General features: G+C 38.9%; 20 protein-coding genes. 10 read left to right on the top strand and 10 right to left on the bottom strand.

The features are described from left to right. Positions 1–169 precede the first annotated feature (169 nt). Positions 170–1,423, bottom strand: coding sequence for an MFS transporter (locus ACF8D3_RS06930; RefSeq protein ID WP_061392699.1), 1,254 nt, complete (start codon positions 1,421–1,423; stop codon positions 170–172). Positions 1,424–1,814: 391 nt separating this feature from the next. On the opposite strand from ACF8D3_RS06930, the gene ACF8D3_RS06925 reads away from it, so the two are divergent. Continuing rightward, on the top strand, positions 1,815–3,032 hold the full coding sequence (locus tag ACF8D3_RS06925; protein ID WP_392470859.1) for a CaiB/BaiF CoA transferase family protein: 1,218 nt from the start codon (positions 1,815–1,817) through the stop codon (positions 3,030–3,032). 164 nt (positions 3,033–3,196) lie between these two features. Continuing rightward, on the top strand, positions 3,197–4,042 hold the full coding sequence (locus ACF8D3_RS06920; protein ID WP_007484096.1) for an IclR family transcriptional regulator: 846 nt from the start codon (positions 3,197–3,199) through the stop codon (positions 4,040–4,042). A 63-nt stretch (positions 4,043–4,105) separates the two neighbouring features. Here ACF8D3_RS06920 and ACF8D3_RS06915 read toward each other — a convergent pair whose 3' ends face one another. Then, positions 4,106–4,912, bottom strand: coding sequence for an enoyl-CoA hydratase-related protein (locus ACF8D3_RS06915; RefSeq protein WP_392470857.1), 807 nt, complete (start codon positions 4,910–4,912; stop codon positions 4,106–4,108). 271 nt (positions 4,913–5,183) lie between these two features. Between ACF8D3_RS06915 and ACF8D3_RS06910 the strand changes: the two genes are divergently transcribed. Continuing rightward, on the top strand, positions 5,184–5,735 hold the full coding sequence (locus ACF8D3_RS06910) for an NAD(P)H-dependent flavin oxidoreductase (protein ID WP_392470855.1): 552 nt from the start codon (positions 5,184–5,186) through the stop codon (positions 5,733–5,735). A 134-nt stretch (positions 5,736–5,869) separates the two neighbouring features. Here the strand turns inward: ACF8D3_RS06910 and ACF8D3_RS06905 are convergent, their stop codons facing one another. The 6 genes from ACF8D3_RS06905 to ACF8D3_RS06880 form a co-directional block, all read right to left on the bottom strand. Beyond that, positions 5,870–7,039 carry an MFS transporter gene (locus ACF8D3_RS06905; protein ID WP_061397822.1) on the bottom strand — a complete coding sequence of 390 codons (1,170 nt, stop codon included), beginning with the start codon at positions 7,037–7,039 and terminating at the stop codon, positions 5,870–5,872. Between the two features lie 68 nt (positions 7,040–7,107). Beyond that, positions 7,108–7,950, bottom strand: coding sequence for an IclR family transcriptional regulator (locus ACF8D3_RS06900; RefSeq protein ID WP_007484088.1), 843 nt, complete (start codon positions 7,948–7,950; stop codon positions 7,108–7,110). Between the two features lie 99 nt (positions 7,951–8,049). Then, complete coding sequence (locus tag ACF8D3_RS06895) at positions 8,050–9,261, bottom strand: 3-oxoadipyl-CoA thiolase (RefSeq protein ID WP_392470853.1); 1,212 nt, start codon at positions 9,259–9,261, stop codon at positions 8,050–8,052. Between the two features lie 20 nt (positions 9,262–9,281). Beyond that, on the bottom strand, positions 9,282–10,799 hold the full coding sequence (locus tag ACF8D3_RS06890; protein WP_392470851.1) for a 3-hydroxyacyl-CoA dehydrogenase: 1,518 nt from the start codon (positions 10,797–10,799) through the stop codon (positions 9,282–9,284). A 54-nt stretch (positions 10,800–10,853) separates the two neighbouring features. Then, positions 10,854–11,615 (bottom strand): SDR family oxidoreductase, encoded by a 762-nt coding sequence (locus ACF8D3_RS06885; RefSeq protein WP_061392704.1) that lies wholly within the window; start codon positions 11,613–11,615, stop codon positions 10,854–10,856. Positions 11,616–11,645: 30 nt separating this feature from the next. Continuing rightward, the gene (locus ACF8D3_RS06880) at positions 11,646–12,434 is read right to left on the bottom strand and encodes an enoyl-CoA hydratase (protein ID WP_061392705.1); all 789 of its coding nucleotides are present in this window, start codon (positions 12,432–12,434) and stop codon (positions 11,646–11,648) included. Positions 12,435–12,752: 318 nt separating this feature from the next. Here ACF8D3_RS06880 and ACF8D3_RS06875 point away from each other — a divergent pair, with 318 nt between their 5' ends. The 6 genes from ACF8D3_RS06875 to ACF8D3_RS06850 all read left to right on the top strand — a co-directional run bounded on the left by ACF8D3_RS06875 (position 12,753) and on the right by ACF8D3_RS06850 (position 19,239). After that, positions 12,753–13,907, top strand: a complete 1,155-nt coding sequence (locus tag ACF8D3_RS06875; protein ID WP_007484078.1) for an acyl-CoA dehydrogenase family protein — start codon at positions 12,753–12,755, stop codon at positions 13,905–13,907. 56 nt (positions 13,908–13,963) lie between these two features. Next, positions 13,964–15,247, top strand: coding sequence for an MFS transporter (locus ACF8D3_RS06870; RefSeq protein WP_197664927.1), 1,284 nt, complete (start codon positions 13,964–13,966; stop codon positions 15,245–15,247). A gap of 36 nt (positions 15,248–15,283) precedes the next feature. Continuing rightward, on the top strand, positions 15,284–15,952 hold the full coding sequence (locus ACF8D3_RS06865) for a 3-oxoacid CoA-transferase subunit A (protein WP_007484074.1): 669 nt from the start codon (positions 15,284–15,286) through the stop codon (positions 15,950–15,952). After that, on the top strand, positions 15,952–16,602 hold the full coding sequence (locus tag ACF8D3_RS06860) for a 3-oxoacid CoA-transferase subunit B (RefSeq protein ID WP_257736456.1): 651 nt from the start codon (positions 15,952–15,954) through the stop codon (positions 16,600–16,602). The genes ACF8D3_RS06865 and ACF8D3_RS06860 overlap by 1 nt, the downstream gene beginning before the upstream one ends. A gap of 92 nt (positions 16,603–16,694) precedes the next feature. Then, complete coding sequence (gene dcaP, locus ACF8D3_RS06855) at positions 16,695–18,008, top strand: outer membrane trimeric porin-like protein DcaP (RefSeq protein ID WP_007484070.1); 1,314 nt, start codon at positions 16,695–16,697, stop codon at positions 18,006–18,008. Between the two features lie 16 nt (positions 18,009–18,024). Next, positions 18,025–19,239 (top strand): MFS transporter, encoded by a 1,215-nt coding sequence (locus ACF8D3_RS06850; protein WP_392470848.1) that lies wholly within the window; start codon positions 18,025–18,027, stop codon positions 19,237–19,239. Between the two features lie 15 nt (positions 19,240–19,254). On the opposite strand, the gene ACF8D3_RS06845 is transcribed toward ACF8D3_RS06850, so the two are convergent. Next, a complete protein-coding gene (locus tag ACF8D3_RS06845) occupies positions 19,255–19,677 on the bottom strand; it encodes a PaaI family thioesterase (protein ID WP_392470847.1) in 423 nt (140 codons plus the stop codon). A gap of 312 nt (positions 19,678–19,989) precedes the next feature. Here ACF8D3_RS06845 and ACF8D3_RS06840 point away from each other — a divergent pair, with 312 nt between their 5' ends. Further along, on the top strand, positions 19,990–21,792 hold the full coding sequence (locus ACF8D3_RS06840) for an acyl-CoA dehydrogenase C-terminal domain-containing protein (protein ID WP_392470846.1): 1,803 nt from the start codon (positions 19,990–19,992) through the stop codon (positions 21,790–21,792). A 355-nt stretch (positions 21,793–22,147) separates the two neighbouring features. On the opposite strand, the gene ACF8D3_RS06835 is transcribed toward ACF8D3_RS06840, so the two are convergent. Next, on the bottom strand, positions 22,148–23,785 hold the full coding sequence (locus tag ACF8D3_RS06835; RefSeq protein WP_392470862.1) for a long-chain fatty acid--CoA ligase: 1,638 nt from the start codon (positions 23,783–23,785) through the stop codon (positions 22,148–22,150). Positions 23,786–24,080 lie beyond the last annotated feature (295 nt).

The raw sequence follows: 24,080 nt of genomic DNA, 5'->3' as shown, positions 1-24,080 counted from the left end.
GATTCTCTTTTTAAATCTTCCATTTTAAGAAATTCTATTTCGCTTAGCGATACTTTAGTTTATTTTTTTTGTTATAGCAATTAAAAAGTTGCTTAACGATAGAAAATATTCTGAAAATGCAGATAAAAAAGCCAGCGAATTCGCTGGCTTAAATTTTTAAAATTTACTTTTAAGTTTTTTGAGGATCGAATTGTTTTTCTTTAATGAACAGTGCAGGAATAACACCACAAATTAAATAGGCAGCACCCATCACGACGAAACCTAAACCGATTGAACCTCCCGATGCCAAATATCCTATCGTTGCTGGTGCTAATGCTGCACCTAAACGCCCAACGTTATACGCGCCACCAATAGCAGTGCCTCGAATTTCAGTTGGAAAGCTTTCTGTCATATAGGTTGCATTTACACCATATGGAATGCCATATAAGAAACCGAAGGCAATCAATAAGTATAGAATGTTCGCAGGTGAGTGATAAAATACGATCAAAGGAAGAAAAATTGCTGTGCCAATCGCTCCAAATGCATAGGTTAAACGACGACCTAATTTATCAGCCATTAAGCCTGCAAGCACCTTACCTAAAATCATAGCAGTGTAGGTACCAACCATATAGGCCGTCATCTCTTTAAACTTCATTCCTAATTCAGTTTCTAGGTATGATGGCATCCAATTATTTACGCCATAATAACCAAACTGTAGAAAACCTGCGGTCAATGCCCATAGAATAAACATATTGCGATTACGTTTATCTTGAAAAATTAGCTTAATCGCTGAGATATTTTCAGAGTTTTGTTCGCTCTTAATATTTCTCTGTAGACGAGATTGCTGCCATGCCGCGGGTTCAGGCACTAAAATATGCATTAAGACAGCAATTATTACAGGGATAATGGCAACATAGAATAACATTCTCCAGCCATGATCAGGGATGATCCAACCTGCCAATAACGTTGCAACAATATACCCAACAGTCCAGCCAGCTTGCAGAGTACCTAACACGGTAGTACGATTTTTTGTCGGCACATATTCAGCCATTAATGTATTTGATGCTATATATAATGAGCCTAAACCGAGTGATGCGATGAAGCGTAAGATACCAAATTCCCAAAATGTTTGAGTAAAACCTAAGCCGCATGTAAGAAAAGAGAATAATAAAATAGAAACGACAACCGTTCTTACTCGTCCAAAACGATCACATGCCCATCCACCGAAAATGCCACCGACTGCCATGCCTGCGAGGGTAAAGCTCCCTAACATGCCTGCTTGCACTGAGCTGAGTCCAAAATCAGCTTTAATACTATTGAGACTATAGGACAAAAGCATTAAATCTGCGCCGTCAACTAATAACGCAAGGAATGCAAAAATAAATGCAATTTTCCAAGTATGAGGTCGAATTGTTGATAGCTGTTGTGTGTAATTAGTGGTCATAGTCCATTACCTTGCCTACTTCAAATCTGTTTAAAGCATTTTTTCCGAGAAAAAGCATGAATTTTTCAAGCAATTATTCTTGGGTTGTACTGAGACTTAACCTCATAAAATGAAATTTTTTAGCTTAAATCCCTATGAATGAACTCATATTAGAATATTTTTAAAGCAGAAAACAATATTTTTTGGAAAATAATTTTGCAATGCGGTATTTTGTTTTTGATGGAATGTTTTCTAATTGCTTGAATCATATTGGTTATTAAGTATTAAGAGTATTAAATGTTTATTTGGCTGAAATTATAATTTGATTTCTCAAAGTTTATGTGTATATTGAAAAAATGTATCGCTATGCAAAATAATGTATTGTTATTTGAACTCAATTGGTGAAATTAGTATGGGTGCTTTAAAGGGAATTCGGGTACTGGACCTTAGTAGAGTTTTAGCAGGGCCTTGGTGTGGGCAAATACTTGGTGATCTAGGGGCCGAAGTAATTAAGGTGGAGCGACCAAAAATAGGTGATGATACTCGTTCATGGGGGCCACCATGGATGCAGAGTGATGACGGTGATGAAACTCGTGAAGCTGCATATTATCAGTCTGCCAATCGCAATAAGTTATCAGTAGCTATTGATATTTCGACTGTTGAAGGACAGGGGTTAATTAAAAAACTTATTCTGGATACAGATGTTTTAATCGAAAATTATAAAGCTGGTTCATTAAAAAAATATGGACTGGACTATGAGTCTCTCGCAAGCTTAAATCCAAAGTTAATTTATTGCTCTATTACTGGTTTTGGACAAGATGGTCCGAGAGCTGAAGAACCTGGTTATGACTTCATTATTCAAGGTATGGGTGGATTGATGTCTGTAACAGGTGAGAGAGATGATTTTCCGGGAGGAGGACCTCAAAAGGTTGGAGTTGCATTTTCAGATCTAACAACAGGTTTATATTCAACCATTGCAATTCAAGCGGCTTTACTTAACCGTAATACTACTGGTCTAGGGCAACATATAGACATGGCTTTACTGGATGTACAGATAGCTACTTTGGCAAACCAAGGTATGAACTATTTAACATCTGGTAATGTGCCAAAACGATATGGCAATGCACACGCCAATATTGTGCCATATCAGCTTTTTAAAGCTTGTGATCGAGAGTTCATTATTGCTTGTGGCAACGATACTCAGTTTTTCCAACTATGTAAGAGTATTGGTTTGCCTGAGCTAGCCGATGATGTTCGTTTTAAACGAAACGCGGATCGAATTAAATATCGAAATGAAGTGATAGATATTTTATCAGCGCATTTTCTTACAAAAACAGCTGATGAATGGGTTCGTCTGATACAGGCTGTCAAAGTTCCTGTCGGTTTGATTAATAATCTTGAACAGGCATTTCAAGAGCCACAGGTGGTGGCACGAAAAATGTTGATAGATATGCAACATACACAGCGTGAAAAACTAAGGATGGTAGGTTCGCCGATAAAACTTTCACGAACTCCTGTTGAATATCGTTATGCGCCACCTTTATTGGGGGAACATACCTCTGATGTCTTAAAACATGTTGTTTCTCAAGAAAAATTAGCTGAGTTAAAAGCCAATGGCGTAATTGGGTAAAGACAAAGGAGCAAATCAGGCGAGCATCATTAATTTAGAAATACTGATTAATCAAAATTTATAGAACATCAGAAAGCAAACATTTATGTTTGCTTTTTTGCTATTGAATGAATAAATAGATTATAATTTTCGCAGTGCGAAACAGCAGGTAACGTGGTAACTATATGACTGAATCGATGGATATAGAACAAACAGAAAAACTATTAGCGCCTTTAAGGCATGAGCTATTGCATCCAATCGAAGATATGCAAGATGAAAATGACCGTCAATTTATTACTGCGTTAGCGCGTGGTTTAGAGTTGTTGCGTTGTTTCACGCCTAAACATCAACACTTAGGTAATCAAGAGTTAGCTCAAATGACAGGGCTACCGAAACCGACCATTACTCGATTAACACATACATTATCTCGTTTGGGCTACATTAAACAGGTGCCTAATTCGAGTAAGTTTCAACTCTCTGTTGGCGTATTGGCTTTCGGTTACTCCATGCTTTCGAATGTTTCGATTCGATCAATTGCGAATCCTTATATGACAAATCTGGCGGATTATGCTGGCGCTGCGGTTGCTATGGCAACACGTGATCGCTTGAACATGATTTATTTAGATGTTGTACAAGGCAAGGGCAATATGACGATGCGACGTCAAGTCGGTACATATTTACCTATTCATCTAAGTTCGATGGGACGTGCTTGTCTAGCAGCAATGCCAGAAGATGAAAGAGAGTTTTTACTTGATGCTATTCGTAGCAAACATAAAGACGACTGGATTAAAATTAATCGTGATTTAGATAAAGCATTTAAAGATTACCAAGACTTTGGATATTGTTTCTCTATTGGTGAATGGCACAAGGATGTGAATTCTGTTGCTGTACCATTGATCCATCAGCAACATGGTCTTTTGGTGTTCAATTGTGGAGGTCCAAGCTTTATTATGAAGCGTGAAAAACTTGAAGAAGATATTGCACCTCGTTTACTTCATATGGTGAATAATATTCGAACTGAAATTAGCTAAACTTGAAGATTTAAAAAAACCAGCATCTTGCTGGTTTTTTTATGGATTGTGTGGATTTTTAGCTTATTTAAACTGTATGTCAGATTTTTTGTTCTTCTGAAACTTATCAAGAGCAGTTTTAAACTCATTTCCCGCCAGACAATCTGCAAAGATGTTAGATTCATGATCTATACGATGCAAAATATCATCAATTGGCATATTTCTTAATAGCTTTTTACTTAACTGTAATGCTTGAATTGGTTGATTAGCTAATCTATTTAAAACCTTATCTACCTGTTGTTGTAATTCCTTGCTTGTTGAATAAATACTGTTAACGAAACCATATTCTTTCGCTTGTTCAGCCGAAAATTTTTCTCCTAGTAAAATGATTTCTGAAGCACGAGAAAATCCAACTAGCCTTGGCAGGATGTAGCTTGAGCCTGCTTCAGGTACTAGTCCAAGATTGACAAATGGAAATTGGAAAATGGTATCTTCACAAGCATAAACTAGATCGCAGTGAAGTAGCATGGTACTTCCTATACCTATTGCGATACCTTCAACTTTTGCAACAATCGGTTTTGGAAATGTTGCCAGACTTTTTAAAAACAGTACAGAAGAGGGTGGTTGCGAGCTATGAGTATTACGATTTTTAAAAGCATTCACATCATTGCCGCTGGTAAAGATTTGATTCGCACCTGTGAGTAGTACTACATGGATTTCATCATTAATTGCAGCCTGATCGAGTGCCTCACTCAATGCTAGATACATATCATAATTAATCGCATTTTTCTTATTTGGCGTGTTGATTGTCAGAGTCAGGACTTTTCCAACCTGTATTTGACAGATGGTTCCTGAAGTAATTTGAGTATTTAGATCGTCTTCCTGTTGCATCATGACATCCTGTTATTGAGTTGATGAGCTATTTAAAAATCAAGATTCAAAAAACCTCTTTTAGATTTCATTAATTTTATTGGAAATAAATTTCGCTATCAATTTTTTTATTTTGTATTTTGGTATTAAATTTTGTATAGTGAAATTTAATGGTATTAATAATGTTTTTAAGGTAATGATTGCCTATGCAACCATGTCATTAATCTAAATGTGTTTAGAACGGTATGGAAACAAACAACCTTGCTAATACATGCAATAAGTGGGAACTATAATGAAGACTAAAATTACTGAACTATTTGAAATTGAGCATCCAATTATTCAAGGTGGTATGCATTATGTTGGTTTTGCTGAACTTGCTGCTGCAGTTTCGAATGCGGGTGGACTAGCAGATGGTCGTTCTTTAACGGCTGCTTTAGCCTTGGGTGCTGATGGTATTAATATGGGAACGCGGTTTATTGCCACTCAGGAAGCACCCGTTCATTCTAATGTTAAGCAAGCGATCTTGAATGCAACAGAACGAGATACTCGACTGATTATGCGTGCTTTACGTAATACAGAACGAGTAATGAATAATGCGGCCGTTGAAAAAATTGTGGCAACTGAGAAAGCTTTGGGTGATCAGTTGCAGTTTGAGGATATTGTTGAGCAAGTAGCAGGGGTTTATCCAAAAATTATGCTGGATGGTCAAATGGATGCAGGCGCATGGTCATGTGGTCTGGTGGCTAGTTTGATCCATGATATTCCTACTTGTGAAGAGTTGATACAGCGTATTGTAAGAGAAACTGAAGACAATATTCGCAAACGTTTAAGTGGCTTATTATAGTTGGGTTCATTTTTTTTAGGGTTAATTGGAAAAGGTGTTAACTCTAAAGAGGAAAATATACTAGCTCAAACTTGTTCTGACATTGGATTAAGTTTGAGCGGATATAAGGAGTTCTATACTAGATTCACTTTGTGCTAACTCTGCTGTTTCGCATCTATTCGACAAAATATCAGACATAAACCAGCAAAAATAAGCCCTAAAATGCAAACTCCTGTCCAGCCAAAATGTTTCCACGCATAACTACCCGCAGTAGTACCCAGTGCCCCTCCTGCAAAATAGCCTGTCATATAGATAGCATTAAAGCGAGCGCGGAGTTGTTGATTAATTTTGAAAACAATACTTTGATTAGTAACATGTACTGCCGAAAGTGAGGAGTAAAGTAACAACGTGGCAATGATATAAAAGCTAAAATGATAGGGTAATAATAAAAATAATAACCAACTGAGGATCATCCCTATACCGCAGTATAGTGAGATCTGATGAATATAACCTTGGTCAATAAATTTTCCAGAAAAATTAGCAATAAATGTTCCTAATATTCCCACAAAGCCAAATAGTCCAATTTTAAAATCGCTAAAATAATATGGAGCTGGTGCTAAAAGAAGTGACATCGTGGTAAATGTCATGCTAACACTAGCAAAGGTTAGACCTCCAATATAAGTACGTGTTCTTAAACGTTGATTGTTTAAAAAAATTGAGGGAAGTGACGCAATGGTTTCCGTATAGTTTTCTGATTTAGTTGGAGGAAAAGTACCAATATTACGGTATAAAATGATTGCAATTGCCAACAATAAAAAACCACTCACGAGATAAATCATATTCCATGCGAATATGCTGGACATTAATCCAGAGAGGGAGCGAGCGAGTAATACTCCCATCATTAAACCACTGAGTAAAAAGCCGACTACACGTCCACTATGCTGAATAGGGACTAAACTTGCTGCAAGTGGAAGCAGTAATTGCGCTGCACTAGAAAACAGTCCTGTTATTATGGTGCCAAAGATGAGCAAATAAATGTTGTTGGAAAAACCACTAATGATCAAGCCAATAGAGGCGAGCAACATAAAGGTAAAAAGTAGCTTGCGTTTTTCTAGAATATCACCCAATGGCATGAGGAATAACAGACCAGAGGCATACATAATTTGCGCTAAGGTCGGCACCCATGCAGTTGTGGTTTCGGATAAATCTAGATTTAAACTAATCGAATGAATCAGGGGTTGGCTAAAGTAGTTGCCACCTGTACAGATGCCCGCTGCAATAGCCATTAATATGATGGTTGGAGTATAGAGTGCGTTTTTCATCATGCTTGTTGCCATAATGAAAGTGAAACGTTAATCACCAACCCGTTGAACCGAATTATTCAATTGAATTGTTAATGCATTTCATTCAAAGCATCTTGAATATTGTGCACCATATGGATTAAACGTGGTCCAATTTCACCTTCAAGTTTTTCTGGATTTAAATGAAAACTTGGCGCGCCACAGTTAAAGACATAAAGACCATGTTTAGAACTGACCAAAGGAACAGCGACGGAGTTTACTTCTTTATGCCACTCGCCTAAAGACAAACAATATCCGTAATCTTGATAATCTCGGAAAGCTCGTTCTAGAGAGCGTTTTATAGCAGGCCAATTTTCAAGGTTTTTTTGTTTAAGCGCATCAAGTAGAAAGTTACGTTCACGTTCAGGAGTAGCTGCTAAGCAAGCTCTACCCATAGAACTGCTGTGAAGTGGCAATGTTGAACCAATTGGACGGCGCATGTTTAATGCTGTTTCAATTTGTACAACATCTATATAGACCATATTTAAACGGTCACGTGTTGCCATCGCTACAGGAGCTTGAACGTATTGACTCATTTCTTCCATATATTGATGTGCAATATTACGGATAGAGATATTTGACAATGCTGCATATCCTAAGGATAAAACACCAATGTCTAGTGTGTATTTCGTTGAGTTAGGCAATTGTTTCAAATAACCTAATGACACAAGCGTATTTGTAATGCGTGCAATAGTTGGCTTTGGTAGACCAGTCATTTTTGCTAATTCTTGGTTACCAAGCACTTGATTGTTAGCAGAAAAGCATCTTAAAAGCTCTAAACCTCTTGCTAGTGACGCGATAAATTGAGGATTATTTTCCCGATGAATATGTGAAATAGGATCTAGACGTATCTCATCAAAATTTATTGGTTGTTCATTTTCTGAATTCTGAGACATTCAATCCTCAAATATAATAAAACAAGAATCTTGTATTATATTTCGCTATGCAAAATAAATCCATTCATCACTGTGCTGTTGTGATGAATGGTTCATGTTTCATGACTTCGAGACGTTTTCTATCACCATTGCTAAACCTTGACCAACCCCGATACAAAGGCTGACTACGGCATATTTTTTATTACGACGAAGCAACTCGCGGGATACGGTAAGTGCTAGACGAGCACCAGATGCACCTAGTGGATGTCCTACTGCAATCGCACCGCCATTTGGATTAACACGAGGATCGTTGAAATCGACATTGAGACCTTTTAAGCAAGACAATACTTGTGATGCAAACGCTTCATTAATTTCAATAATATCCATATCATCCAAAGTCAAGCCAGCACGAGATACAGCTTTTTTGATCGCTTCAATTGGTCCTGCACCCATGATACGAGGTTCAATTCCTGCTGCCGCAGCTGAAAGAATCTTAGTCATAGGTTTGAGGCCATATTTCTGTCCAGCAGCTTCAGAACCGATGAGTAGGGCAGCTGCGCCATCATTAATACCAGATGCATTACCCGCAGTTACGACACCACCTTCGAACAGTGATTTTAATTTGGTTAGAGCTTCAACATTAGAACCGGGACGTGGATGACCATCTTCAGCGATCAATTTTGGTGGTAATTTTTTACCTTGAGAGACCTCAATCGGTGTAATCTCATCGATAAAAAATCCTTCTTCTTTGGCTTTTTGATATTTTTCTTGTGATTGTGCCGCAAATAAATCTGCTTGTTCTCGCGTTATTCCAAATTCAACAGCAACATTGTCTCCTGTTTCAGGCATGCTGTGACCGCCATATTGGGCAATGATTTTTTTGTTTGGAAAACGAGAGCCAATCGTGGTGTCATAAATTTTTGCATCACGGCTATAAGCTGTTTCAGCTTTGCCCATGACAAATGGTGCACGAGACATACTCTCCACGCCACCTGCAACATATAGCTCACCCTCACCACAAGTGATGGCACGAGCCGAATCGATAACCGCTGCTAAGCCACTCGCACATAAACGGTTAACGGTTTGACCTGGGACGGTGACAGGTAAACCAGCAATCAGCAGGGCATTACGTGCTACATTACGGCTGTCCTCACCTGCCTGATTGGTATCGCCAAAAATGACGTCTTCGATGTCTGCCGCAGGTACACCTGTTTTTTCAACTAGTTTTTGAATCACAGTTGCAGCAAGGTCGTCAGGACGAATTGAGGCTAACTCACCTGCATGACGACCAAATGGGCTGCGTAAACCATCGTAAATATAAGCATTCAACATTGCGAAGTTCCTTTTCAGAATTATTTGTTAAAAGTAAGTGGTAAATTGAGGGCAACACGACGTTGTAACCATGGGCTTGGGCGATAGCGTGGGTCATGGGTTAAGGTCGTCATACGTTCCAATGTGAGCAGAATTTTTTTGCTGCCGATGTGATCGCCCCATTCAATAGGGCCAAATGGATAGCCTAGTCCCAAACGCACAGCTGCATTAATGTCATCGACGCTCGCAATGTTTTGTTGGGCAATGTCACAGCCTAAGTTGATCACCATCGCTAAAACACGCTGGGCGACAAAGCCAATGCTTTCAGCAATAACACTGACTACAGCGCCGTCCAGATTAAATATCGAGTGAGCTGCTTGAATATAATCATTCTTGGTAGCTAAAGATGGCATCAATGTGCGATGCTTTTGAATGCCATATAGCATATCGATTGCAACGGTTTGTTCTGGATTTACCTTAAAACGTTGTGCTGCTTGTGTGGTGTCTTCGCCATAGCACGCCAATAAGCATAGGCTGTCTGTTTGCGGTACTGTACTCGTATCTAACTTGATGCTTTGACTTGTTAAATAGTCAGTAATTTGTTGATGGTCTGAAGGGAAGTCAGCACCAATCCAGACGCTTGGATACTGTTCTAAACGCGCAACAATTTGTGCAGGTTGTTCACCTGTTTTGCTACCTGTGGTGTAGTTATAGAAACCCTGACCAACTTTACGACCAAGTTGTTTAGCGTCAAGCATCTGCTTGGTCAAAGGATTTGGGCGATAACGTGCTTCTTCATAGTATTGGTGATAAATAGATTCCATAACTGGATGAGATACATCTAAACCAGTCAAATCCATCAGCTCAAAAGGTCCCATACGGAAGCCGACACCATCTCGTAAAATGCGGTCTATTTCACTGATATCAGAGACATTTTCATTGAGGATTTTAAGAGCTTCCGTTCCGTAGGCACGTCCAGCATGGTTAATAATAAATCCTGGAGTATCTTTTGCTACGACAGGACGATGACCAAAGGTGCGGGATAATTCATTCAATGTATCCACAATTCTTGGATCAGTTTTTAGCCCCTGAATGACTTCAACCACTTTCATGAGTGGTACAGGATTAAAGAAGTGATAGCCAACCACGCGTTCAGGATGCTGACAATTCGCTGCAATCGCCGTGATTGACAAAGAAGAAGTGTTCGATGCCAGTATCGTTTTTTCAGGAACAATTTCTTCAAGTTGCTTCATTAAACTTTGTTTAATGTCGAGACGTTCAATGATTGCTTCAACGATTAAGTCACAGTTTTTTAAATCTTCGAGTTGTTCAGCAATCAATAGGTTGTCATTAGCAGCTTGAGCCTGTTCTGTAGAAATCTTATTTTTTTCGACTAACTTTTGAAAGGTTACTGCTAGCTTTGCTTTGGCTTGTTCAGCTGCACCAGCCTTAGCATCATATAAATAGGTGATATGACCTGATTGTGCTGCGATTTGGGCAATACCACTCCCCATAACGCCAACACCAATCACGGCTATTGTTTCAATCTGATCACTCATTTTGCTCATCCTGAATGTTTTATCTCTACAATGAATTACGTTTCAAAATTAGATTTAATTTAAATATTGTTTATCGCCATCAATCGGTAAGATTTGTCCCGAGATGGAGCGTCCACTTTCTGAAGTCAGAAACACGCACAGATCCGCAATATGCTTTGGATCTACAAAGTATTTGAGGGACTGATTGTTTAACGCATTTTGGGTAGCTTGTTCCAATGAGATGTTGGCAAGATCAGCACGAGCCTGTAATACACGTTGAACACGCTCACCATCTACTGCACCGGGAAGAATGGCATTGACGCGGATATTGTCTATTCCTAGTTCCATAGACAGCGTTTTGGTAAAACCAACAATGCCCCATTTAGAGGTTGAATAAGCCAAACGGTATGGATAGCCTAAACGACCAGCAATCGAGGATAGATTAATAATTGAACCTCCAATAGATTGCTTTAAATAAGGAATGGCAAGTTTGGTCATCAGAAAAGTACTGTTGAGGTTGAGATTGAGAACCGCATTCCAGTCTTCTAGATTTAAATCCTCAGCTGCAACGGTTGGCCCTGAAATACCGGTATTATTGACCAGTACATCTAAATGGCCGAATGTATGGACGACTTGCTGAAACATATCCTGAATAGCATCTGGTTGAGCCAGGTCACAGCTATAAGTATGTAATTGAGGAAAATCTTGTTTAAACTGCGCCAAGCTTTCTGCATTGATATCACATACAAATACCTGATCACCATTTTTTAAAAATGCTTCTGCTATACAACGTCCAATACCTGAACCACCAGCACTGACAAAGACTTTTTTATCCATGTTAAGTTCCATTCCTTGATAATTAAGAGATCACTTGCCCTGATAAGTCGGTTTACGTTTTTCAATGAAGGCATTGATTCCCTCATTTTTATCTTCTGTTGAGAACAGCAGTTGGAATGATTTACGTTCAAGAGTTAAGCCTGCGTTTAAAGGCACATCTTCACTCATTAATGCCACTTCTTTAATTTGTTGCAGAGCAATTGGAGGCATTTTTGCAAGGCTTTGAGCCATTTTTAGGGCAGTGGGGATCGTGTCTTCATCTTCAGTCACTTGAGAAACTAGACCGATGAGATAGGCCTCTTCCGCAGGTACCATGACGCCAGTCATAATCATGCGCATCGCATGAAATTTACCGACAGCACGAAATAATCGCTGTGTACCACCTGCACCGGGCATTAAGCCGACTTTAATTTCAGGCTGGCCAAAAATGGCGCCTTTCCCTGCAATAATAATGTCAGCATGCATTGCCAATTCGCAGCCGCCACCTAATGCATAACCGTTGACTGCTGCAATCACTGGTTTTGGACATTGTGCAATCGCATTCCAATATCGCTCGGTATGACGTAATAGCATCTCTGTGGAATCCGCTGTAGCCATTTCTTTTAAATCTGCACCTGCTGCGAACACTTTTGTTCCGCCTGTCAGCACGATCGCATTGACATCATCATTAAAGCTAAGTTCGGTAAACACTTGCGCAAGTTGCCTGCGAACCTCGCCATTTAAAGCGTTCATAGCATCAGGACGGTTGATTTGAACCAGTGCGACTTTGGGTATGCTGAGATCTACTTCTAAAAAATTATTCCCTAGATTTGTATTCAATTTTATATCCTTTATTTCGCATAACAAAATTTAATTTCTCTAATGATGCGTATTTTAAAAGTTATTTCAAGTGTTTTTTATTCATATTAATCAAATTCCTTACGTACTGTTTCGTAACTAATTGATATTAGGCTGTGTTGGTGCTTAAAATTTCGTTAAACGAAATTAATTTTTAAAAAGGCTTGAATTTTTGCTTTTTAATCTCTTAATATGAAATGAATGAGATGAAAAACCAAATTTCGTAATGCGAAGTTTGAGGTTTATTTATCGAAATCTTTATTCAGAATTGCCAAGACAAAATATAAAGGGAGCGTACGAATGATTCGTGATGAAGGGATGCTGCAACAGCTACTCTCTACCATTCGGGATTTTGTAAAAAATGAATTGATTCCTCGTGAACATGAAGTTGCAGAAACTGACCGAATTCCAGAAGACATTGTGGTACAGATGCGTGAGTTAGGTTTGTTTGGTCTTACTATTCCTGAGGAATATGGTGGTTTAGGGATCACGATGGAGGAAGAGGTTAACGTTGCTTTTGAATTAGGACAAACTTCGCCAGCATTTCGTTCATTAATTGGGACAAATAATGGGATTGGTTCTAGTGGTCTCGTGATTGATGGTACGGAAGAGCAAAAGCAAAAGTATCTGCCACGTTATGCAAGTGGTGAAATCATCGGTTCATTTTGTTTAACAGAACCTGAAGCTGGCTCTGATGCAGCTTCACTTAAAACAACTGCTGTAAAAGATGGTGATGACTATATCTTAAATGGCACCAAACGCTTTATTACCAATGCACCACATGCTTCTACTTTTACTGTGATGGCGCGTACTAATCCTGAGATCAAAGGTGCAGGCGGTATTTCAGCATTTTTGGTGGAAGCGAATACACCTGGTATTTCGCTTGGAAAGATCGACCAAAAAATGGGTCAGAAAGGTTCACATACCTGTGATGTGATTTTTGAAAACTGTCGTGTACCTGCCTCAGCATTGATTGGTGGTGTCGAAGGTGTTGGTTTCAAAACAGCGATGAAAGTGTTGGATAAAGGGCGTTTACACATTGGTGCTTATAGCGTGGGTGTCGCTGAGCGGATGTTAGATGATGCTTTACGTTACGCAGTTGAGCGTAAACAGTTTGGACAACCGATTGCTAATTTCCAGCTGATTCAGGCGATGTTAGCAGATTCAAAAGCAGAAATTTATGCTGCTAAATGTATGGTTTTAGATGCCGCACGCCGTCGTGATAGCGGTGAAAATATTAGCACTGAAGCATCATGCGCAAAAATGTTCGCCACAGAAATGTGTGGTCGTGTGGCAGATCGTTGCGTTCAGATTCATGGTGGCGCAGGTTATATCAGTGAATATTCGATTGAGCGATTCTACCGTGACGTACGTTTATTCCGTCTATATGAAGGTACTACTCAGGTACAACAGATCATTATTGCGAAGAACATGATTAAAGAAATCACTGCTTAATACGTCTAAATAACATAAGGCAGGGGATGCCTTATGTTTCTATTAAGGATACGGAAATGACAACAGAAATAATGAAGCAGGAAAATAATAGTACTGAAGCGATTCAGACCCCTAAAAAAATATGGATTACCGCTTTTATCTTTGCCTTTTTTGCATTGTTGTGTGATGGCGCGGATTTAGGATTTTTAGCGCTAAGCTTAACAAGTTTAAAAGCTGAATTTCATTTAACAGGTTTACAGGCGGGAATGCTCGGTAGTTTAACGCTATTCGGTTCAGCTATTGGTGGGTTGTTTGGTGGTTGGGCATGTGATCGTTTTGGTCGCGTTCGAGTCATTGTATTTTTTGTAGCTTATTCCTCAGTTTTAACCTGTGCACTGGGCTTTACTCATTCCTATGAACAGTTTGCAGTGATTCGGGTATTTGGTTCTATGGGGTTAGGCGCACTATATATTGCCTGTAACGTCCTGATTTCAGAAATGATCCCAACCAAACATCGCTCAACCGCATTAGCGACTTTAATGACGGGTTATACATTAGGTTCGTTACTCGCTACTTTGTTAGCAGGTCATATTATTCCAATTCACGGTTGGCGCTTCCTATACTGGATTGCGATTACTCCGATTGTGCTGTCTATTCTCATGCACTTTATGGTGCCTGAGTCTGAGTCATGGAAACGTTCTCGCCAGCTTAGAGCTGCAAAAATTGAGAGCAATACTCAATCTGCTAAACCTCAGAGTACATACCGTGAAATCTTTAAGGATAAGAAACACGGCACGATGTTTATTCTTTGGGTAATTAGTACGGGTGCATTGCAGTTTGGTTATTACGGTGTGAGTAACTGGTTACCAGCCTATTTAGAATCTGATCTAGGGATCAAATTCAAAGAAATGGCAATGTATATGGTTGGTACGTTCATCATCATGATTTTTGCCAAAATCATTGCAGGTATTGTTGCAGACAAGCTAGGACGACGTGCGGTATTCGCATTCGGTACGATCGGTACAGCATTATTTATTCCAGTTATTGTTTACTTAAATACCCCAACGAACATTTTATGGTTAATGCTTTTCTTTGGTTTCCTTTATGGAATTCCATACGCCATCAATGCGGTCTATATGACTGAAAGCTTCCCAACTTCGATTCGTGGTTCAGCTGTTGGAGGTGCTTATAACGTTGGTAAGGTACTTTCTATTTTCTCACCATTAACAATTGGTTATTTATCTCAAAATGGTTCGATTGGATTGGGTTTATTAGTCATGGCGGGTGCTTACTTTATTTGTGGTGTTATTCCATTGCTGTTTATTAAAGACCGTTTATATAACCCGCAAAAAGCAGATTAAGTCCATCGTGCAATTTTAAGCAAAAGGTAAAATCTTATGATCAATAAAATCACCAGTGATATTGAAACGATTTTAAAACAGATTCCTGATGGTGCAACTATTATGACGAGCGGCTTTGGAACAACAGGGCAGCCAGCCGAATTAATTGAAGCATTGCTAGATATTGGAACGAAGGAACTCACGATTATTAATAACAATGCTTCTTCAGGTCCAGATGGCTTAACGAAGTTGTTTTTGGCAGGGCAAGTGAAAAAGTTGATCTGTTCTTTCCCAAAATCAGTCAGTTCAACAGTTTTTCCTGACTTGTATCGTGCAGGAAAAATTGATTTAGAACTTGTACCTCAAGGAAATCTAGCTTGTCGTATTCAGGCAGCGGGTGCTGGTTTAGGTGCAGTATTCACACCTACTGGTTACGGTACCAGAATTGCTGAAGGTAAAGAAACTCGTTGTATTAACGGTAAAAACTATGTGCTGGAATATCCATTAGAGGCTGATTTTGCATTTATTTATGCAGATAAGGCTGATCGATGGGGCAATCTTACTTATCGCAAGGCGGCTCGTAATTTTGGCCCAATTATGGCAAAAGCTGCGACTACAACTATCGCACAAGTCAATGAAATAGTGCAACTCGGTAGCTTAGATCCTGAGTGTATCGTTACTCCAGGGATTTTTGTACAGCATGTTGTACGGGTAGGAGATATCTAATGTCAGTTCAAAAACGTTCACGTGAAGATATTGCAAAAATCATTGCTCAAGATATTCCAGAAGGGTCGTATGTCAATTTGGGAATTGGTTTGCCAACCAATGTCGCCAAATATTTACCTAAAGATAAGGAAATTTTCTTACATTCTGAAAATGGCGTGTTGGCATTTGGTCCACCACCAAAGGAGGGAGAAGAAGATCCTGATTTGGTAAATGCTGGAAAAGAACTGATTACCTTATTGTCAGGTGGTTGCTTTATGCATCATGGAGATTCTTTTGACATTATGCGTGGCGGACATCTTGATATATGCGTGATTGGAGCATTTCAGGTTGCAGATAATGGTGATCTCGCCAACTGGCATACAGGTAAAGAAGATGATATTCCCGCAGTTGGTGGTGCAATGGATTTGGCAGTAGGCGCAAAACGGATTTTTGTCTGTATGGAACATACCACCAAAAAAGGCGAACCCAAAATCGTTAGTCAATTGGCTTATCCCATTACTGGCGAGCAGTGTGTCGACCGTATTTATACCGATCTTTGCATCATTCAACTCGAAAATGGTCAGGCTAAGGTGATTGAAATAGTTGATGGTCTTAGTTTTGATCAACTACAGGCAATGACTGGCTGTCCATTAGTTGATGCTCGTCAATAAACTGCAAATTAAATAACGCTCACCCGATTTCGGCCGTTAAATCACTTTGGCTGTTTAGGGGAGTTTGATTAAAAAGTCTTTAAGGAACAAAGATGAAAAAACTAATTTTGGCTACTGCTTGCGCAGTGGCTTCAGGAACTATTTTTGCAAATTCACCAGATAGCACTGAACAAAGAATCAATGCACTCGAATTGGAATTACAGCGATTAAAAACTGAATTAGCCGAACAAAAGAGTGTGCAATCAAATTTACAAGTTCAGCAAGTGAAATTGGATGAAAGCTTGGCTAAAGAACAAGCGACCGTAACAGCCAAACCTGTTGCGCCGTCTTGGATTACTTGGGCTGACAATGTCAAGGTCTATGGTATTGCCCGTATGGATGCAACCTTAGATTTCCAATCTTCACCGGACTCAGGTGGGCGAACGACCAGTAGCATCTATAAAGCACCATTTGAAAGTGACACACGTTCTGATCATACTCGTTCAGATGCGACCATTACTGCGAGCCGTATCGGGGTATACTTTAATAGTCCTAATAAGGATGTAACAGGTAATATCGAAGCTGACTTCTTTGATGGTTCAGTTGGGGGATCTGGTGATGGTAAATTCCGTATCCGCCACGCTTACTTTAATTATAAAGATTGGACTTTTGGACAAACATGGTCTTTGATGTCCAATATGGAAACCCGTACTGAATCGGTTGATTATACTCAGTTTATGGGAACATCTTATACTCGTTTGCCACAAGTTCGATATGACTGGAAGCTTGGTCCGCAACATGATGTCAAGATGGCACTGGAATATACAGGATCGCGTGTTTCAGCTTTTCCGACACTGACAGGACGATATACTTTTAAACAGGGTAATTTATTGGCACTGGCTCAGGGGTTTGTGAATGAAAAGTCTGTTGATGTTGCAACAGATACTGTGAAAAAAGTGAGTTGGGGTGCTGGTGTTGGACTCAAATACAAATTGACACCGCAGCAATCCATACAGGCTAATTATCAACATATTGTTGGCGATCAGAAGTTTATGCCTTACACCACACAAAGTAGTTTGGCACATGCATCTGATCTCAAGGCAGCAGGTGATTTTTCATTGAATGAGGCCAAAAATGAATTGTTGATGAATACTTTAGATAGTGTCAATCTTGGTTATTCTTATAAGTTTAATGATCAATGGCGTACAAACTTATCTGCCTCGCTATTTTCATATGACAACAGTGACTATGCCAAATTAAATCAGGATGCTAATAAGCAATTAACTGATTTTGCGGTTAATGTATTTTATAGTCCAACAAGTCAAATGGATTTTGGTGTGGAATACCATCAAGGAGAGCGAGAGGTCTTTGACGGCAGAACGGCAGATATATCACGTATAAACTTTACCTCTATGTATAAGTTCTAAACTGGATTAAAAATATATGGATACAATAACTCGATCCAGTGCAGAACCATTTTTATCAAAAGGTTTTGTCTTCTTAATGGCGATGACCTGTGGCATTTGTGCGGGATCGAATTATTATAATCAACCATTAATTTATTCCATTGCAGAAGCTTTGCATGCAACGGCTGAACAGGTGGCCTTTACAATTGTTATTGGCCAACTGTCCTATGCCGTTGGACTATTTCTATTGGTGCCACTCGGGGATTTATTTGAAAAGCGTAGCTATATCTGTCTGTTAATGTGTTGTACAGGACTAGCTCAAATCGGACTTTCATGGAGTCAAACTTTAACTGTTCTATATAGTTTTACTTTCTTAGCGACTTTTTTCTCTATTGCCACGCAAGTTTTGATTCCTTTTGCGGCAGGATTAGCCAGTCCACAAAAAAGCCCCCAAGTTGTGGGAACACTAATGAGTGGATTGTTTCTGGGAATTTTATTAGCACGCTCGATCGCAGGTTTACTATCAACTGTTTGGTCTTGGCATGCGATTTATCTGATCAGTGGTATCTTGATTTTAGTCTGTGCATTAATTATGTGGCTAAAACTACCTACGATTAAAAATGAAAAAAAGATCAATATTCTTCAAATTTATCGTTCACTCTTTACTTTAGCGACTCATCAACCCCATTTGCTTCGGCGAGGTTTAGCTGGAGGCATTGGCTTCGGGATTCTTGCGTTGATTTTTACGACCATGACTTTTATTTTGGCGAATGCACCTTACCATTTTAATGATTTTCAAATTGGTCTATTTGGAATAGTTGGTTTGGCAGGGGTTTTTGCAACCACATGGGCGGGTAAGAAAATTGCTGCTCATCATGAAAATAAAGTCGCACTGGTTTGTATATGGTTGTTAGTTTTAGCATGGATTCCACTATTTTTTGCTCAGAAATCGCTGATCTATTATGCGATTGGAGTCATTATGGCCTACTTTGGTCTATCTGCTTTTCATGTGCTTAATCAGAATTTAGTTTATAGGCTTTCAGTAGAGGCTCGATCCCGAATAAACTCGATATATATGACCTTGTATTTTGGGGGTGCTGCCTTAGGCTCATTTATCGCAGTATATGCATGGAAACATTCGGGGTGGACGATGTGTGTTATTTTAGGGTTAACAATGGCAATTCTTGCTTTTGCAATTGACCGTTTTGATTTTTACAAGATGCACAAAATAGTACAGGAGATGAAGCCCTAAATAGGGCTTGAGATCTTATTTTCGGATTACCATTAATGTTGCTGAGGCAAATGCATATACTTTGCCTTGTTCATCTACGATTTTTCCTTCAGTTGTTAGAATATTTCGTCCTGCATTAATCAGCTCAGCTTGAGCATAGTAACACGTTTCGACTTGCAGTGGGCGAATCATTTTTACGTTTAAATCAATTGTTCCGTAACCTACACCTTGCTCAAGCATAGTATGTGCAGCACTGCCTGTTGCTGTATCTAGCGCCGTTGCGCAAAATCCTCCATGAACACCGCCTTGAATATTACGATGCTCCATTTTTGGGGTGACTTTATAGATAACTTTGCCTTGAGAAACTTCGATCAATTGCATGGGTAAAGTGTGAGCCATAGGTGAGGCAGAAATTTCACCATTTTTTAAAGCTGTTAAAAACTCAAGACCTGTTTGCATTCATCACTCCTTGATTTTGAAGGTTTATGTCTCTGTAAAATACAATAGAAATTAAAGAAATGGAATTTAATTTTACATAGCAAAATTTTTATTTATATGGTTATTTTAACTAAGTTTATGAAATTTATTTAAATATAAATTTTTAACTTTATTTTAGGATTCATTAATCTGTTAAAAAGTAGTATTTTAACTAAAATTGTGGAACTTTATTTTGCAATATGAAATTTATTTTGATATTTTAAATTTAACGATAAATAGAACTTTGCAGGGAAGGTGTCTGTAAAACACCGCAACAGATAGAGGACATATAGAATGCCAGCTTATAAAGCACCACTGCGTGATATGCAGTTTGTACTTCATGAATTATTACAGACAGAACAGCTTTATCAGCAAATGCCTAAATATCAAGAAAATGTAAGTCTTGAATTGATTAATCAATATCTCGAAGTAGCAGCAGATTTTTGTGAAAATGAGTTAGCACCACTTAACCATATTGGCGATCAGCAAGGATGTCATTTAGATAAAGGCAAAGTTACCACACCTGATGGTTTTAAAGAGGCATATCAAAAGTATACCGAACTTGGTTTTACTTCATTGACAGCAGATACAGCTTATGGTGGGCAAGGTTTACCTGCACTGTTACGCATTTCAATTTCTGAAATGCTTTGTGGTTCAAATTGGGCTTGGGCGATGTATCAAGGCTTGTCGCATGGTGCTATGCGTACGATCGAACATCACGGAACTGAAGAACAGAAACAGACTTATTTAACCCAGCTTGTATCGGGGAAATGGACTGGAACGATGTGCTTGACTGAGGCACAGGCTGGTTCCGATTTAGGTCTAGTGCGTACCAAAGCTGAACCGAATGAGGATGGTAGCTATTCAATTACAGGTGAAAAGATTTTTATTTCAGCTGGAGAGCATGATCTAACAGAAAATATTATCCATATTGTGCTGGCAAGGTTGCCCAATGCACCCGCAGGAACGAAAGGAATTTCTTTATTTATCGTACCCAAATTTAATGTCGATGAGGCAGGCAATCTAGCAGACCGAAATAAAGTTGTTTGTAGCGCAATAGAACATAAAATGGGTATTCATGGTAATGCAACTTGCGTATTGAACTTTGATGGTGCTAAAGGTTTCTTAATTGGACCTGAACATCGTGGCTTGAACTGCATGTTTACCTTTATGAACACAGCACGTATTGGTACAGCTGTCCAAGGGTTGGCTGCATCTGAAATATCATTTCAAGGTGCTTTAACTTATGCTAAAGATCGTTTAGCGATGCGTTCACTCAGTGGTGCAAAATATCCAGATAAAAATGCTGATCCGATTATTGTACATCCTGCAGTACGTACAATGCTTATGACCCAGAAAGCTTTTTCTGAAGGAGGTCGTGCTTTAGCCTATTTTCTAGCGCAACATGCAGATATTCTGGAGGTTTCAAATAATCCTGAGCAGCAAAAGCTCTCAGATGAATTACTGGCTTTTCTAACTCCAATAGCAAAGGCTTTTTTAACTGAATCTGGTAATGAATCAGCTAAGCACGGAGTTCAAGTATTTGGTGGACACGGTTTTATCACTGAACATGGTATGGAGCAGATAGTTCGGGATGCTCGAATTTCAACTTTGTATGAAGGTACAACTGAAATTCAGGCTTTAGATCTATTGGCACGGAAAGTATTGAAGTCTGGCGGTAAGCTATTACAAAATATGATTCAATTAATTGAAGTATTTGTAGAGCAACACAGCGGTCATAAAGCTTTAATCCCATATACTGAAAAATTGACTGAGCTAACCAAACAATGGCATGGCATAACGCAGGAAATTTCTGAAAAAGCCAAGCAGAACCCTGAAGAAATTGGTGCAGCTTCGGTCGATTATCTATATTTTTCTAGTTATGTTGTATTTGCATATTTATGGGCTCGGATGGCACAGGTCGCTGATGAAAAATTGCAAGCAGGCACATATGATGAGCAATTTTATCGAGCAAAATTGACCACAGCAAAGTTCTTCTACCAAAAGTTATTAATCCGTACTCAGACTCATCTCGCGGCAATTCGTTCAGGTGCAGAATCTGTGATGGAGCTTGAGCAAAATCATTTTTGTTTTTAATTAAAAAAAGAAAATTGGTTATGAACATTAGACTGTAAATATTAGATAAAAAACAGACCTTTCGTAGGGTCTGTTTTTGAGTTAAACGTCATAAAATGAAATTATGATGCTAGTCTGCATAATTTTATCGAGTTTCTTATCAATCTGATCGAGATAGAGGTGAGGTAAAATATGTGAAATTTTTGCAAAAAATAAGTGCTTGTGTGCTTGGAATAACCATAAATTCAGATGAAAAATATAATCATTGATTTCTTTACATGCTTTTCAAACAAGCATGCTTCCACCTAGTTGCTTTAAGCAGCAGAAATGAAGAACCATTTCTTGTTCTTCATTTCAATTTACCTAAAAGGTGGTCTTAGACCACCGCATCATTTTGCAAAAGCGTATCGCCGTATTGTGCACGAAGCTCTGCTTTGACAATTTTCCCTGTTCCGTTGACTGGAAGTGCATCGACAAAGATGACTGCATCTGGAATCTGCCAGCGCGCGATTTTATTTTCAAAGTATGCAAGTATATCTGCTTCCGTTATTGATGCATTTTCTTGTTTGACTGCAATTAAAATAGGGCGTTCATCCCATTTTGGATGTTTTGCTGCAATTGCAGCAGCCATACGAATGTCAGGATGACCTACAGCAATATTTTCTATTTCGACCGAAGAAATCCATTCGCCACCCGATTTGATGAGGTCTTTTGCCCGATCACAAATAGTCATATAGCCGTCTGAGTTGATCGTTGCAATATCACCAGTATCAAACCAACCATCGGTTGTTAAAGAACTTTTTTCTTGATTAAAGTAGTGATCAACAACCCATGGACCACGAACTTGTAGGTTTCCTTGTGTTTGACCATCATTTTCAAGAGGAATCGTACTGTCGCCATCTACAATACGTAATTCAATACCAAAAGGTGGGCGGCCTTGTGTGAGACGTAATTGTTCAAAGTCTTCAGTGTTTAATGCAAAATGTTTAGCTTTAGGCTGATTCGCTGTTCCAAGTGGGCTAGTTTCAGACATACCCCAAGCATGAATCGTGTCGCAATCATAATTGTATTTAAAGTCTCGAATAATTGATGGAGGACAAGCGGCGCCACCAACAACATTACGAACCATACTTTCTAAACGTGTACCTTTTTTCTTTGCAGCGGCCAATAGGCCTTGCCAAATTGTAGGAACACCTAATGCTACCGTCACTTTATAGTCATCAATTAAGTTAACGAGGCTATCACCATCTAAGTTGGGACCAGGCAATACAATCGAACTACCCACCATCGCTGTTGCATATGGAATTCCCCATGCATTTACGTGGAACATTGGAACAACAGGCATCACAATATCTTTAGCCGATAAGTTCAGAGAATCAGGCAACGAGATCGCCATGGTATGAAGTAAGGTAGAGCGATGGCTATATAACACGCCTTTTGGATTACCTGTTGTACCTGATGTATAACATAAAGAGCTGGGAGTGTTTTCATCTAACTGAGGCCAATCAAATGTTGTTGATTGATCCTGAATCAGCTCATCATAAAAAATAACTTCAGGGAGTGCCGCAGCGACTTTTTCATCAAAAGCACTGAGACAAATAAATCTTTCAACAGTAGGAACTTTGTCTTTAATCGCAGTGATTAATGGTAAAAATGTTGTGTCAAAGAAAATGGCTTTGTCTTGAGCATCATTGATAATGAAAATCAGCTGTTCAGGAAACAGGCGAGGATTAATAGTATGACAGACCAAACCACTACCTGAAATGGCATACCAAGACTCTAAGTGACGATGGTTATTCCATGCGATGGTTGCTAGACGATCACCCTCATTCAAATTAAAAGTTTTAAAAGCATTTGCTAAACGCTTGGTATTTTGTTGAACCTGCTGCCAATTGGTTGTGGTGATTTGTCCACTTACTTCTCGTGAAATAATTGAAGTATCAGCATGGTATTTTGCTGCATGCTCGATCAAGTTACTAATTAACAAAGACTGATGCATCATTTTGCCAAACATTTTATTCATCCTTGTTTGCTGTTTTATAAAATTATGAAAGAACTTTTAGCCTAAACTATAAAGTTCTTATAGTTTTATTTGTTGTATCTCATTTCTGCACCCAGTTTTATGTAACGAGGTATGTTTTTCGCGGTTAGGGGCATAAAACTGAACATATTTATCAGCCTTTTTTTTGAACAAGAAAATCTAAAATCTGAGTTGATCAAGCAGTGATTAGATGATTTGGAATGTAACCCATATTTATCCCGTAAAGAGAAAATAAAAAGATTTGCCTAATGATAAGTAAATTATTTGA

The organism is Acinetobacter sp. YQ_14, assembly GCF_043102985.1.
In the GTDB taxonomy this organism is placed as follows: domain Bacteria; phylum Pseudomonadota; class Gammaproteobacteria; order Pseudomonadales; family Moraxellaceae; genus Acinetobacter; species Acinetobacter venetianus.
The sequence above is the reverse complement of the archived record's forward strand: the minus strand, read 5'-3'. Positions and strand labels throughout refer to the sequence as shown.